The organism is Roseospira marina, from assembly GCF_014197855.1.
Taxonomy (GTDB): domain Bacteria; phylum Pseudomonadota; class Alphaproteobacteria; order Rhodospirillales; family Rhodospirillaceae; genus Rhodospira; species Rhodospira marina.
Window position 1 is genome coordinate 227,235 of record NZ_JACIGJ010000006.1, and the last position, 14,777, is coordinate 242,011.

Genomic DNA, 14,777 nt, shown 5'->3' on the forward strand with positions numbered 1-14,777 from the left:
GGACGTCCGGAACATTCGGCGGCTCCAAAAACGGGCTGGTTCCGAGCTGGGTCGACGAGCCCGCGTCGCCACCCGCGGCCGCGCCCGACAATGCCGAGCCAGAAGCCACAGGGGGCGACGGGAACGGGGGACCGGATCAAAACGGGGAGGCGCCGGCCGGGCCGACACCGGCTCAGGCATACCCGCCGATACCTGCCGTTCCAGCGAGTTCGGGTCTCGGTGGCGCTCGCGGGAACATGACGAGGGGTGCGCGAACATCTGATGAGCGAGCCCTGCGGCGTGGCGCGAGCCGATATGTAGGTGCGAGCGGTGGCGGACGCGCTGCGGCGAGCCGTATGCCGAACTCCCGCGCCGTGGCCGGAGGCGTAGCCGGCCTCGCGAGGAACTTCGTAAATCAGGGTCCGGCAGAGGCGCTGAGGCGGTTCAATCTTGAGGGCATGGCGGGGGCTCCCGCCGAGGACGTGTTCGTCGCTTTGACGGATATGCTGTGTCCTGCGGGCGGCACCATTGACGAAGCGATCGCGAGGGACGCGATGCTTGAGACGGTCGCCGACCTGGCCGCCGCGGGTGTCGGGAACTTCGATGAGCTCTCCGCAGACGATTTGCGCGAGTTCTTCATCGGTGTGGTGAGCCGCTCGATCGAAGGCAAAATTCTCAATGAGGTAGGGACCAACGCCATCGCGGCGCCTTCGGATATCGGCGGGGTCGAACGCGCACAAGCCATGTTGCATGACTTCGTCGAAGGTTGTGTGCGCGATGAGTTCGATGTGCTCGGAACCGATCTGAGCGACCTGGATGCGACGGCCATCGATAGCTTCGTCGACGATCTCTACAGCGCAGCACTCGATCTGGTCGAAGCCTTGGGAGACGACGGATGAGAAGGTTCAGTCTGATCGGTCGGCTCGGTCCCGACGACAAGGGCAAGATCAACTTGGTCCAGTCCGACTCCGACGTATTCGAGATCGATTTCCTGGACGGTGACCTGCGCATGGGATTCGGCATCGGTCACGCGTTAGACCAACTCGCCTCCCTCGGGCTGCAACCCTCGGAGAAGGGAATTGACCTCGCCGTCCTCGCCGCGCTTGTCAACGCCGGGGACACGAGAGTCTCCCGAAAGTTGAACGCACAAGATGGCTGGACCCGCGAGATCGATCTCTACATCCCGGTGTCCACCTCTTCGGCCTGGACGGCGAGCACGAGATCGATTGAGTCGATGTTGCGCTTTCTCTCCGGGGACCGGTGGCGTGTCTTCTTCCGCGACCGGACGAAGAGGACCAGAACCCTCGCCGTCGCTCCGAAACGCTTGGCGATTGACGGGCTGACAAAGGTCAGCCTCCTGTCCGGCGGTTTGGACAGTCTCATCGGCGCAGTCGATCTCCTGAGCGGCAGTGAACGCCCGCTGTTCGTCAGTCACTACTGGGATGGCGAGACTGCCAAAGCCCAAGCCTATATCCTCGACCGGTTGGAAAACCGGTTCGGCAAAGAGGCTTTCAAGAGTCTCCGGGTGCGGCTCGGTTTCGACAAGCACCATCTCACCACCGGGGAGACGGAGAACACCCAGCGTGGACGATCCTTCCTCTTCTACTCGCTGGCGACGCTGGCAGCGTCGGCGATCGATGGACGGACCACGGTCGACATACCGGAGAACGGCCTCATTGCGCTCAACGTGCCCCTTGATCCGTTGCGATTTGGGGCACTGAGCACGCGGACGGCGCATCCGCACTTCATCGCGAGCATGCAGAGGCTAATCGACGCTCTCGCCCTCGATGTCGAACTGAACAACCCGTACAGGCACATGACGAAGGGCGAGATGGTTGCGAACTGCGCCGACAAACCTTTCCTTGAGAAGATCGTGGCGAACTCCATGTCTTGCTCGTCGCCGGCGAAGGCGCGTTACAAGAAGCTCTCCCCTCGACACTGCGGGTACTGCGTTCCGTGCCTGATCCGGAGAGCTTCGCTCGAAGTCGGTCTCGATGGAGACGATGAGACGCTTTACACGGTTGAGGATCTGAAGGGGCATATCCTGGCCTCCGACCAGCCCGAAGGGGAGCACGTCCGGTCCTTCCAGCTGATGGCCAAGCGGATCAGGGCGAAGCCGGATCTCGCGAAGATACTGGTCCACAAGCCCGGTCCGCTCCATGACAAGCCGGATGAGATACCGGATTATGCCGACGTGTTTCGACGTGGCGTCCTTGAAGTCGCCGAGCTCCTGAAAGGTGTTCGGGCACGGCCGGGCGGGTGATCATGCGGCCTGACTACGTGGATTTCCATACGCATCTCGACCTCTATCCCGACCTCGCGAGAGCGATCGCGGCCTGCGATCGCAAGCGCGTAGCGACCTTGGCGGTCACGACGACCCCGAAGGCGTTTGAAAGGAATGTCGAACTGTCCGCAGACAGCGACTTCGTAAGGGTTGGGCTCGGTCTGCATCCGCAGCTCGTCGCCGATCGGCATCTCGAGCTCGACCTGTTCGAGAAGCTCTTGCCGCGGACGCGTTACGTCGGGGAGATCGGGCTTGATCGCGGACCCGCTCATTATCGCTCTTTCGAGCTGCAACAGTCGGTCTTCGGCAGAATTCTTCGAGCCTGCGCTCAGCAAGGCGACAAGATCTTGAGTCTGCATAGTGTCAGGGCGACGAAGTCGGTCCTGGACATGCTCGATGAGCATCTACCGCCAGATCGGGCGCGCGTCGTCTTGCATTGGTTCACTGGCAGCAAGGCCGATGTGCGCAGGGCCGTTGATCGCGGCTGCTATTTCTCCGTTAACGAGGGCATGCTCGCTTCCGCGACCGGATTGCGCGTGATGCGCGAAATACCAATCGACCGTGTTCTGACCGAGACGGACGGCCCCTTCCTCACTCGCGGTGATAAGCCGATCAACCCTGGCGATGTTGGTCGTGCCGTCGAAATGATTGCTTCCTCCGTCGGCTCGACAATCGAGGGCGTCCGTTCCCAGATAATCTCAAATCTTAAGAGCCTCGTTCAGAGCGACTAGACGATGCCTTCTATGGCAATGGTGATCCGTGGGCATATGACAGTTATTCGTGGCCTGCCGCTTCGGCTCGCAGGGCCTGGATGGCCTGTGCGTAGTCCTCGGAGGTCAGCCAGTGGGGTGCCCGCTTTTCAATTCTCTGCCAGATCTCGCCATCGTCAAATGTACGGATGCCATGGCGCACATTCTCAAGGAAGTACCGCTCATAGCCGCCGCTCTGACTGAGCCACGCATCTGCGACGGAATGCGCCCGAGGCGGCACAGTGATCGGCTTGGTGGCAGTGGCCAGTATGACATCCATGTCCGCTGGTGCCCCGTTCTCGGTTTCCGGCCAGACGATATCGAGATTGCCATCCGCATCAACTACAGAGAGGCCTTCCGTTCGACACGTCCGGAAATGGATTTTCCAAGCCTCTGCCAGCGCTTCTCTGGCTTCATCACTCCCAAGCAGAAGCAGCGCCCCGACGCAGCCCCAACCACTACCGATCGTGCCTGATCGGGAGTTGGGAGCTTCCGCCTTCCACAGGGCCTCGACTTCGTCTTTCAAGTCTTCGATCGTCTCAATCTCCTGCTGACATGGCACAAGAGCCGCCATGCCTGACGGATCGTTGCGTCGAAAAGTCATCGTGTAGGTGTTGCCCCGCGAGTTCGACTTGCGCCCGTAATAAATAGGTGCGCGCACCGGGATACTGGCACTCATGTCCAGCCGCCTTTTGCGCCAGTCGGTCCGCCCGTTTTCTTCGTCCCAGTACAGAGAGCCTATGATCAGGATGCCGCATTTCATCAAGAACAACCTAGCACATAGATACTGATTGGAATTGCTCTAAGGATTGAGATTGTATGGAGATTGTCTGTCATTAAACCGTCGTTCGTAGTGTGCGACGTGGCCTGCGCTAGCGCCTACTTTCGCCTGATTTGCTGAATTAGTCTGACTGCGTCGGAACTGAGATGGCTACTTTCGAGCGTCTCGATCAGGCGCCCTGGGAAATTAGTCTCGTACCAAGCCTTCTTTTTATCGCGATGTGCCGAATACTCCTCATCTGACGTCATCCCCCAGTGTTCCCAGAAGTATTTTTCACCACCCACTCGAAGCGTGAAATCCGGTAGAAAGAAGCTGCCGTCTCCAGCATAGAGTGGCTCTTCATATGTAAATGGGATACCTGCTTGATGGAGCAGGTTCGCGATTATCACCTCGGATTTTGACCGCACCATGTCGCCGCTGAGCGCTTCATGGATCTTGCCGCTTTCATACCAGTCGCTTCTAGCCAACAGCCGATCATCGACGGTCCTGAAATGGCCGAAAAGCGACGACGAAACGAGTACACTCTGAGCATTCTCTTTGCGCCGCGCGTCCAACAACGGTGAGAGATTACCTTGCACGTACAGCCTGCAACGGCCCTGGGCGCGCGTTAATGCGGTATAGAGAAGCTCCGCACTCAGCGGTCGCCGAGACGCAGGGAGGACAACAAATGTCTGCTCGAACTCGCTTCCTTGTGACTTATGGATCGAAATTGCATAGGCGAGCTCAAGATTGTTCTCGACGCTCTCAGACGTGAATCTTCCTTTTGTCGCGGTGGGAATGTCGCGACCATAGTTTACGCAAATCTTTTCTTTTCTCGCGAACTTCACCTGAAACCGCTTCAGGCGCTTCTTGCTGTAGCCCGCAAACACCTTCTTCAGGTCTGCTCGATCGAAGTTGTGAGGTTCGACATACCCGATTTCTCCGTTAAAAAGCTCAACTTGGCGGGCTTTTCCGATAGCGAAATCAAAGGCCCACAGTCCCCGTCGAGATGTTCTGTTCTGGATCTGGATGACCTTGTCGTTCAACGTGATGCCGTCAACTGCACCCACCCGATCTATCAGGTCATTCGTCAAAACAGATTGAAGCTCAATATTCAGCGCCTCGACGCCATGAAGCTCCCCGCGGTGAGGGGTTAAGACCTGCAAGCGCTCGGGATTGTTCTGGACGATCTCATTGCGCCACAACTTATAAATTGGCGGGTCCGCCTCTTCTTGCGGCAGGACTGAGACCAGGTCTGACACTAGGCTAGCCACGAGGTCATCGGCCGAGTTCCAATAGACAACATCCAGATCTTCGTCGATCTTCCCCCCTTGGTGCACCTTCTGAAGGAGCTGCTCTGCCTCAGGCGTCGTTTGTTGGCTTTGCACCGCCGAATCTACCAAAAATAGTTCTGCCAGGTCGAGGATGCCTTGCCCCTTCCCGTCGAGCCTATTTTCCATCTGACGCATATTTGTCTCAAGAACCGCCAGATTATGCGTTTCGGCTTCGCGCAGCCATTCGATGATATCCGAGAAGACGCGCCCCCTGCCGATCGGAGGAAGCTGATTGTGATCGCCAACAAGGATCAGACGCTTCACGTTTTGCCATTCGATTGATCGGAAGAATGTGGCGGCGAGCCCAAGATCAAGCATGGATGTTTCGTCGATGACGATCGTGCCTTCGAGATCAGAGCGTTTTCCTCCCCATCTCTTGAAAGTCAGGTTGTCATTGAGCCAGCCGTTTGAAGCCAAGAAGGAGTGGATCGTCGACACGTCGACACCAGCTATCTTGTGACGTTCGAATACGGCGCGTACACGGTCCGTTGCCTTGCCGGTCGGCGTCATCACATGGATCGGCGCGCCAACTCCCTCGACCTGCCGGATGCCTTTCACTATGGCACGGATGATCGTCGTCTTTCCGGTGCCCGCACGACCGGACACAACCGAAAGAGGCAACCTAAATATTTGAGCACATTGCTCTGCTTGGGCTGCGACTGCCTTCTGGTATTTCTCGCCACCCTTCTTCGAGAGGAGCGATTCATCATCGGAAACAGCTCGCAGCCAAAACCCATCCGGGAGGGGGCGGGACAGAGCAATGGTGGGCCGGTCGAAAAGCTCTGTGAGCGCCTTTTCGACCCTACGCTCATCCTGAAATACCTGCTTCAGATAGAGGTAGAGGCGCTCGTCTTCTTTTTTGAGCACCAAAGCTTTTTCGAGCGAATCTCGGTCAACCTCAAAATATCGCAGGCTGAAATTATGCCGTTTCCATTCCGGCATCCGATCCATTCGGGCATTGATTTCCTTCAGAATGATATCCGCCGGACGGAAGGTCTGATTATGTTCGCGTCGTAATTGTTCCACGCACAGCGAACGAAGCCTGCGAGGATCATCAAGGAGCATGTCGCATAGTACATCACCGCCGAGCTCCGGTGACGGAAAAACCCCGCGATCGATCGTACTCCATGGGATAATGTCTTCGGGCGCATCTCCGACAAAGAGTTCGCTTAGCAGATAGGGGTCTTCGACAATTTCCTTCAGGCCTTCAGGCAGGCCATGCGCGGTACGCTTCTGGCCAACAATGCTTTCAAGCTGATCGAGATAGAGGTCGATGCGCACCGCGATTATTTTGAGGAACATGCGCACATCGTCTTCCAGCAACTGCCAGGAACGCGAGACACGTTTCGCCACGAGCCCAGTCAGTTCTAGTTCGGGGCAGTCCTTTCCGCTGTCGAGAGCATCGAAGAAGAGCTCGTAGGCCTTCTTCTCCTCCCTCCTGTCGCAATACCATTTGGCGTTGTTGATGCTGACTTCAGCATCGAGAAGATCCATTACCGTAAGCAGGCCAGGATATAGGCCGCGCCGCTGCCAAAGCTTGCCGATTTGCGCCTGTATCCATTTTGCACGAAGGTCCCAATCTTCCTGGGTATCTCCGATCTCTTTGAGCCGGCCTATGGCATCGAGCAGCTGTTCCAGCATCCCGATGGCAGTGTCATCGGTGAGGTGACGCGCACCGTATTTGCACGTGGCGGAATTTTCAGGTGTGACGAGGATCTTCTCGAGAATTTCGGGTTTGTCGCGATAGGCGTGATAGGGAATGCGAAAACCTTCATCAGGGTAGTAGGACGTCACATTGCGTGCCCAAACCATGCCCTGAGCGAAGCGCTTTTTTATGTCGTCCGTGGCGTTCGGATAAAAAAGCGGTTTGCCGACCTGTTTCACTCGCGAGACCCCGACGATCACATATTTGGGGTCATTCTCGTCGGTGAACGGGTTGGAGTGGTTGGCATAGTAGAAGATCAGGCTTTCGCCATCGTCCAGTTCTGCGAAAAATTCGTCCGCGCCTCTGCGTCGCTTATCGTTATCGAGCCGGCCGTCAGTATAAACCTCATCGCCATACATGGCTTCATACGGCCAGACGCAGACGGTCGAAGGCGGGATATCCCATTCTTCCCGATCAGCACCATCGTAGAAGAAGTCTGGTGGATTGGAATAGCCGCGGATCGCGTCGGGCCCAAAGGCATTGATGCTGTATATGCAGGGTGGCACGTCGTCACCCTTGAGCTTGCAGACCGCTTGGCCGGCGCAAGCCGTTTCCCTCTCCAAGTTCCGCTCTCGGTGGATCACGTCCCCAGGATATGACTTCAGGCCAACGCAGTAGGTGTTGAGTTCTGGCTTCGAGCAGACGCGCCCGTTCCATCCGTCGTCATGCCAGGCGATGCGGGCAGTGAGATGCGTGGTCATGTGGCCGATGCCTCCTCTTCAGATTCAGCAACGACCTCGGAAATCTGGAACTTCTTGAGCTCTTCGGAGTACGAGTTCCGGTCGAAAATGAACAGCAGCTCTGAGGGCCGTACTTCTTTGCCGTTAATATAGATGCGCCCCTCTTCCTGATCGTAGGTGATCGAGGTTGATACATCCAAGACTTCGTTGAAGGACGCGAGTTCGAGACGTTGCTCGATGAGATCGAAACGGAGTTTCGTCAGGGTCAGGTCGATGTTAAACTTGTTGAAGGCATGCCAGAGCAGGCTGATGACGCTTTCAAAAATCGACACAAATATCCGGATATCCGTTTGCGACGGCATGTCCTGGCTGTCGTGCTGTCCATGTCCGGCAATGCCAGTGCGGTTGCGAATTTCCGCAAGCGCACCGACGATCCCCGAAAGGTTGCCAGCGATCCCCTCATTGTCGAAGCCGCAAGACGACAACGCCTGCTTGACCAGCTTCGGCAGCTTCAGATCATCATAAGGAATGCCGCGTTCAGAGAGGATGTGTTTGCAGATAATCTCGATGACGCATTTGCAGTAGTCGATCGTCTCCGGTTCGAGAGTCCCCAGCGCCGCTTCCGCCTTGTCGATCGTGGTCGCCAGCCGCGTCAGCCCGAAGACTTTCTGAAAATCGTGCGCATGTTCCAGAGGCGAAATGATCACACCGAGTCATCCCCGCTTTCCGCGCTGAAAAGCGCCTTCACCTCAAGCATGGCGGTGCCGACTGACATTTCTGTCAACCTGAGCTTTTCGATCTTGGGACGCCACTCGTCGTCAGCGCGGATGTATTGCAGAACCTGCGCAGCATCAGCTTCGACCCCCAGCGACTGAAGGTGCTCCATGGCATAATCGACCGTTGCAAGGGTTTCCCATTCCTCATTTTTCTTGAAGCGGAAATGTTCGGCGACCCACCGGGCCGGGTCTCCGAAGCCATACTTGGCGAACCAGTTCTCCATCTCCTCGGCCGCTGGTCCCGGCACATGGCCAAACCCAAATCGACCGCGCATCTCGCGCAGCCAGCTCTTTTGCTTCGCGATGGCGATACCGCCGGAATACTTCATGGACGGGTTGTAGGGACCGGCCGCCTTCTTGAGATACTCCATTTGACCGACATGCTCACCATTATGCCGGCGTGCGAAATAGACCGCCTTCTGTAGACGGAAATTGCCGATAGGTTCACCGCCGGCGTCGAAGAAGGCTTTGACAATGGCACCGACCAACACGGCTTCCTTAAATCTCGTGTCTACCTCGGAAGTCACTTTTGATTCCGCGCGCTTGTCCGCTTCCGAGGGGAACACGTCATGGGCGCTTTTGGCCCCTGGGATTTCAGAGGTATTGGCCTGTTCCGGCGCAGCGACGCTGGGTGTGTCCGCACTAAATCCCACTGGTTCCACCGCACCACCACCATCTGGGTCCGTTTCAGTCAGTACGTGAACCAGGGAGGCCATCAGCTCGGCGCCCAGTCGCTCGCCCTCACGTGCCTGCTCTTCCAGCCGGTCGCACAGCGCCATGAGTTTATCCACTTTGACGACAATGCGCTTTTGTTCGGCTAGGGGCGGAACTGGAACCAAGAGCGTTTCAATCCCACCAACTCTAAAGTGCTGAACCGTCGACCCAACTGGTTTGTCTTGAACGCGGTCCATCAATTCGGGATCTCGCAGCGAATATAGCAAAAACTTCGGTTCAATAGTTCCGGGAATTATGCTTGCGAGCATCAATCTCTGACCGAGGCAATATGTATATTGATCATCCAAAAGGCAGACCTCACCCATTGGAGCTTCGCGCGTGATGATTAAATCATTTGCCGCAGGCCGATACCTCTCGGTCCATTTGTCATAGGTTTCGTCGTCAACAAACTTGACATCCGCTAGAATTAATTTTCCATCGCGAATGTTGTTTGTGCGGAGGAGAGTAGCTCCCGATGGGGAATACTTTGCAGTCTTATTTCGGCAATCGACCACCCAACGACAGCACTGCATGAGGGTCGCCCACTGCCAATTTGTGGGAAGTGCTGGGAGAGCGTCTGGAATTTGTTGATTGTCTAGCTTTCTAGATTGTGTAGCAGCTTCGTTTTTCGTTGGTAGATTTTCGGCCAGTAACTTTGAGCGTTGTGCGCCTATTTCATCCAAAAGCTCGCTAGCTGATCCATCTGTTGGCAAGTGCTCAGTGAGCTGGCCGAACGCCGCTGAGTGGAGAATCGCTCTCCGCAAAGCCTTGATCGTCTCCAGCTCGTCGAACAGCTCGCCGAAACGGGGGACGAGCAAGGACCAACGGTCGGCGCTTTCCTCCGGCGTTCTGGCTTCGGTCAAATGATGCAGGGCGGAAGCGGCGGCTGCGCGCTTCAGCCCGGTTTCTTCAGCCTGTCGCGTCTCCAGTTCGTCGCACAGCGCCATGAGTTCCTTAACCTTCGCGACAATGCGTTGCTGCTCCGGAAGGGGTGGGAGGGGGAAAGACGATAGTGCAAAATAGTCCGCCGGGACGCGCTTTTGCCCGGCGGTGCCTGTCATCCTCGGTACGCCCGCCTGGATGAAACTTTCGGATTTCAAGAATGCTAGGACGTAGTCTTCCTCAACGACGTGAGCCAATTGTCGGAATACGTGTAATTCCGTTGTTCCCGCGCCAAGATCATTCGGCAAACCGGTTATTGCTGCAGATTTTCCGTTCTCAAAACAGGGGGTAATCTTAGCAAGAACAACGTCACCGTTTGCTACGTGTGTGTAGCCGCTCTTGATATCCGCCCATTTTCGTTCTTCGAATCCGTGCGGGAGACCGAACTTAGCTTCGATTTCGGCCATGGGCACAAAGCCCGCCGCAGCTTCGTCTGGCGCCTCATTTCGAGGAGAGATCAGCCCTAGATCGCCAAGACATGTCGTAACCCAATTTGCAGGTATCAAGTTTGTTGGGGTACGGTCTTCCGCTTTCCCAAAATACCTTGGCTTCCGAATTTCTCCTGACTTAACCGCAGATCGGATCGCTATGGCCGCAGCTTCGACGAGCGCTTGCGCATGTCCGTCCTCTGGTCGCCGATCCGACAGTCTTCCGGAGATCGCTAAATTCAGGACCAACTCTCGTAGCTTCCGTACGCCATCGGTTCCGGCCGCGAGTCGCCCAAATTCTTCTAGAAACGTTTCTGCAAGCATCAGGCGGCCGTCGATTTGGTAAGCGCTTCGGCCAGCGCCATCTTCAACTGTTCCTGTGTGGCGGCGAGTTGCTTACGGTTCTCCTGCCATGCGGCGAGCAACTCCGCCGGGTCCTTGTGACCATCTTCCTTGCGGTGGGGATTGGAAATGTCGAGATTGTACCCATTGGCCTTGATCTCTTCGGCGCTTACCTTCCAAGCGCGGTCATTCTCCTTGCGTTCAGCACGCGTCTTGACGTCACCCCACCAAGCCTGCTCGCTGTCTTCGTCCCTGAATTCCTCGATGCGCATGGGCTTTGTTTTGGAGTAGTTTTTGTAACCCTCCGGATAGGGGTGCTCGTAGAACCAAACCTCCGAGGTCGGATTCAACGCGTTGCCTTTTCCATCCTTGTGGCATTTCTCGAAGAACAAGAGGTTCGTCTTGATGCCAGTATATGGATTGAAGACACCGTTCGGCAGGCGGATGATGGTGTGCAGGTTGCACTCCGTCATCAGCTTCTCCTTGATGCGCGTCTTGATGCCTTCGCCAAAGAGGGTGCCGTCTGGCAGGACGACGGCGGCTCGGCCGCCATCTTTCAGAAGCTCGATAATCAGCACCAAAAAAAGGTCCGCTGTCTCACGCGTCTGGAACGCCTGTGGCACGTTCTTTTCGATGCCATCTTCCTCCATGCCGCCGAAGGGTGGGTTGGTGACGATGACATCGATCTTGCCCCGCCATTTATGATCCTTCAGGGGCATGGAGAGCGTGTTGTCGTGCAGGATGTTGGTTGGCGCTTCGATGCCGTGCAGCATCATGTTGGTAACGCACAGCAAATGCGGCAGCGCCTTCTTCTCAACGCCTAACAGATTGTTCTGGACCGTCGCCCGGTCCTCGACCGTTTCGACATATCTCTCGATGCGGTGATCCATCACGTGGGCCAGAAAACCGCCCGTTCCGCACGCGGGGTCCAGCACCAATTCATCCAGTTGGGGATCGAGCATGTCGACCATGAACTGGGTGACGGCACGCGGAGTGTAGAACTCGCCGGCATTGCCAGCGCTTTGGAGGTCCTTCAGAACTTGCTCGTAGACATCACCAAAGGCGTGCTTGTCGCCAGTGTTGTTGAAATCGATCTCATTGATCTTGTTGACGACCTGCCGGATCAGCGTGCCATTCTTCATGTAGTTGTAGGCATCTTCGAACGCTGTGCGCACAACGCGCGCGCGGTCACGTTCCGGCCCTTCGAGCGATAGGTTCTTCAGCTTCGGAAAAAGCTGGTTGTTTATGAAGTCGAGGAGCGCATCACCGGTGATGCCTTCTGGGTCGGTAGCCCAGGCGGACCAGCGCAGGTGATCTGGGATCGGGGAGTTGTAGTCATCGCTGAGAAGCATCAGCGACTCCTCCTGGTCGTCCAGAATCTTCAGGAAGAACATCCAGACCAATTGCCCGATACGCTGAGCATCGCCATCGACGCCCGCGTCCTTGCGCATGATATCCTGAATGGACTTGATCACTCCCGATACATTCGGCACGTTTACGCTCCCTCGCGATATAGTTCGGTCTGCAGCCCCCTGACGGCAGCCTCATAAGCTGATTTGCCGCCGAAAACGCCCCTCACAATCTCGACTGGGGTGCCGATTTCATCGAATGGCTTGAGCTGTAGAACCTTGGCATTTTCCAGCGGACCGAAATCTTCGTCCGCATATTTGTCGAGAAGCGCTTCCAGCACCGCCCGCGCTTTGCCCTCGAATTTTGCAAAGTAGTTGCGTTTCTTGACCTGTTCTGCCCGCTCTTTGCGGGTCAGCGGCGGCTGGCCATAGGCAACGTGGCAGAGCAAATCGAAAGTGCTGAAAGCGTCGCCGTTTTTCACTTCGTCGCGCAGACCATCGAGCGAGACACCCAGCGACTCCAGCTCTTCAATAATCGCCTGCTTCTTTTCCGCTTCACCCCAACGACGGAGAAATTCATCGAGAGTCTTGCAGTCTTTTTGGAGCGTCTTTTTCGCGTAGGAGCGCAGTGATTCCGTGATCAGCTTGCCGTCCGGCCCGAGATATTGAACGCGCTTTGAGAGAACGCGGACTTCGACACCATCGACGTAGAACTTCCGCGGCCGGTCTTCGCCGCCGAACGGATCGCCAAGAACGCCACCATCAATTTCGGACTGTTCTTCCTCGCCAAATTCACCGACCGTCGTGGTTGTCGCATCATCAAATTCGTCCGGCGGCACGGGTGGGTCGTCTGCACCCGGTTCATAGATCTGGACCGGGTCGCCGTCGAAGTCAGGATCTGCGAACAACTCTGTCGCTCGCTTGAAGTCCATGATGGTAAAATACTGCTTGCCGTGCTCCTCATCGATGCGCGTGCCACGCCCGATGATCTGCTTGAACTCGGTCATGGACTGAATTCGCTGGTCCAGAACGATCAACTTGCACGTCTTTGCATCAACACCCGTTGTCAGAAGCTTGGATGTGGTAGCGATGACCGGATAGCGCGCTTTCGGGTCAATGAAGTTGTCGAGCTCCGCCTTGCCAAGCGGATCGTCGCCGGTGATCCGCATAGCGTACCGGTGATTTTCAGCCACTAGATCGGCATTCGCGTTGGCGAGCGCCTGACGCATACGTTCAGCGTGCTCAGTGTCCTCGCAGAAAACGATGGTCTTATCGAATCGATTGGTGGCTTTCAGAAATTCCGTGATCTTTGAGGCGACCAATTTGGTGCGCTCATCAAGAACCAGCGTCCGGTCAAAATCCCGCTGATTGTAAATGCGGTCATCGACTTCGTTGCCATAGCGGTCACGTGTTCCCACTTCTGGTCGATAGCCGGTCAGGTCCTTGTCGAGGTCGTAGCGGATGACCTTATAGGGTGCCAGAAAGCCGTCTTCGATGCCTTGGCGCAGCGAGTAAGTGTAAACTGGCGCACCGAAGTAGTCGATGTTGGAGACATCTTTCGTTTCTCTCGGCGTGGCCGTCATGCCGATCTGCGTTGCGTTCGAGAAATACTCGAGGATTTCGCGCCAAGCGGAATCGGCCGCCGCACTTCCGCGATGGCACTCGTCGATGATCACAAGATCGAAAAAATCGCGCGAAAACTGCTTGTAGATGTTTGCTGCTTCGTCCGTCCCTGTGACCGCTTGATAAAGTGAAAGATAGATCTCGTAGGACTTGTCAGCTTGGCGGTTGGCGATCTTGGTCATCGCACCACCAAAAGGTTTGAAGTCGTTCGTTTTCGTCTGATCGACGAGAATATTACGATCTGCGAGGAACAGAATCCGCTTCTTTGCACCCGCCTTCCATAGCCGCCAGATGATCTGAAACGCTGTGTAGGTCTTGCCCGTCCCGGTCGCCATGACAAGCAGCAACCGATCGCGACCTTTTGCGGTTTCCTCGATCACACGATTGACGGCCAATGTCTGATAGTAGCGCGGCGCCTTGCCGGTACCGTCATCGAAATAGTCCTGGTTGACGAGGGGGTCTTGGGCGGTCGCGATGCCTTTCCAAGCCGCATAACGCTGCCAAAGTAGCTCAGGTGACGGCATTTCCTGGAGCGAGATTTCACGCTCGACGGAACCGTCCACTGCCGATCTGTCGTGCAAGAGGAGGCCTTTTCCGTTCGTCGAAAAGGCAAACGGCACATCGATCATCTCGGCATACTCGAGGGCTTGCTGCATGCCCGCGCCGATCGAATGTGAAGCATCTTTGGCTTCAATAACAGCAATCGGGATGTTGGGTTTGTGATAGAGGATGTAATCCGCGCGCTTCTGCTTGCCGCGGGATGTCAGTTTTCCGCGAACAACGATGCGCCCAGCCGTCAAACTCACTTCCTCGCGGATCTGGGTATGCAAGTTCCAGCCTGCGGCAGTAAGGGCGGGCGTAATAAACTTGCTGCAAATGTCGCGCTCACTAAGCCCGTGCATTCCCGTTGCCCCCGCCTCCTGCTGTCGTTTGGTCTTTGCGGTCCTTCAGCGCGCAAAGACGCTCATACTCCTCCACCGAAACGACCACCACCACACCACGTCCGTGCTTCTCGATGCACACGGGTTCCGCACGAGCGGTGTCGATCATCAAGCCAAAGGCGTTTTTCGCCTCCCTTGCGGACATCGTCTTCATAATTGAACCCGTTACTC

Annotated in this window: 10 protein-coding genes; 3 read left to right on the forward strand and 7 right to left on the reverse strand. The window is 56.4% G+C overall.

Going from position 1 to position 14,777, the window contains the following annotated elements; translation table 11 throughout:
* Positions 1–236: 236 nt before the first annotated feature.
* From qatB to qatD, 3 genes are read left to right on the forward strand one after another with little or no spacing between them, the layout of a single operon-like run.
* Complete coding sequence (gene qatB / locus GGD82_RS10435; protein WP_311731939.1) at positions 237–878, forward strand: Qat anti-phage system associated protein QatB; 642 nt, start codon at positions 237–239, stop codon at positions 876–878.
* On the forward strand, positions 875–2,242 hold the full coding sequence (gene qatC / locus GGD82_RS10440; protein WP_150061444.1) for a Qat anti-phage system QueC-like protein QatC: 1,368 nt from the start codon (positions 875–877) through the stop codon (positions 2,240–2,242). Before qatB ends, qatC begins: the two co-directional genes overlap by 4 nt.
* A 2-nt stretch (positions 2,243–2,244) precedes the next feature.
* Complete coding sequence (gene qatD, locus GGD82_RS10445) at positions 2,245–2,994, forward strand: Qat anti-phage system TatD family nuclease QatD (RefSeq protein WP_150061443.1); 750 nt, start codon at positions 2,245–2,247, stop codon at positions 2,992–2,994.
* Positions 2,995–3,037: 43 nt separating this feature from the next.
* Here qatD and GGD82_RS10450 read toward each other — a convergent pair whose 3' ends face one another.
* The 7 genes from GGD82_RS10450 to GGD82_RS10480 form a co-directional block, all read right to left on the reverse strand.
* Positions 3,038–3,775, reverse strand: a complete 738-nt coding sequence (locus GGD82_RS10450; protein ID WP_150061442.1) for a hypothetical protein — start codon at positions 3,773–3,775, stop codon at positions 3,038–3,040.
* A 116-nt stretch (positions 3,776–3,891) separates the two neighbouring features.
* Positions 3,892–7,512 (reverse strand): ATP-dependent DNA helicase, encoded by a 3,621-nt coding sequence (locus GGD82_RS10455; RefSeq protein ID WP_150061441.1) that lies wholly within the window; start codon positions 7,510–7,512, stop codon positions 3,892–3,894.
* A complete protein-coding gene (locus GGD82_RS10460; RefSeq protein WP_150061440.1) occupies positions 7,509–8,198 on the reverse strand; it encodes an abortive infection family protein in 690 nt (229 codons plus the stop codon). Before GGD82_RS10460 ends, GGD82_RS10455 begins: the two co-directional genes overlap by 4 nt.
* Entirely contained in the window at positions 8,195–10,675 is a 2,481-nt protein-coding gene (locus GGD82_RS10465; RefSeq protein WP_150061439.1) for a restriction endonuclease subunit S, read from the reverse strand. Before GGD82_RS10465 ends, GGD82_RS10460 begins: the two co-directional genes overlap by 4 nt.
* Positions 10,675–12,186, reverse strand: coding sequence for a type I restriction-modification system subunit M (locus GGD82_RS10470; protein ID WP_150061438.1), 1,512 nt, complete (start codon positions 12,184–12,186; stop codon positions 10,675–10,677). The genes GGD82_RS10465 and GGD82_RS10470 overlap by 1 nt, the downstream gene beginning before the upstream one ends.
* A 2-nt stretch (positions 12,187–12,188) precedes the next feature.
* On the reverse strand, positions 12,189–14,567 hold the full coding sequence (gene hsdR / locus GGD82_RS10475) for an EcoAI/FtnUII family type I restriction enzme subunit R (RefSeq protein ID WP_150061437.1): 2,379 nt from the start codon (positions 14,565–14,567) through the stop codon (positions 12,189–12,191).
* On the reverse strand, positions 14,554–14,760 hold the full coding sequence (locus tag GGD82_RS10480) for a type II toxin-antitoxin system prevent-host-death family antitoxin (RefSeq protein ID WP_150061436.1): 207 nt from the start codon (positions 14,758–14,760) through the stop codon (positions 14,554–14,556). Before GGD82_RS10480 ends, hsdR begins: the two co-directional genes overlap by 14 nt.
* Between the last annotated feature and the right edge of the window lie 17 nt (positions 14,761–14,777).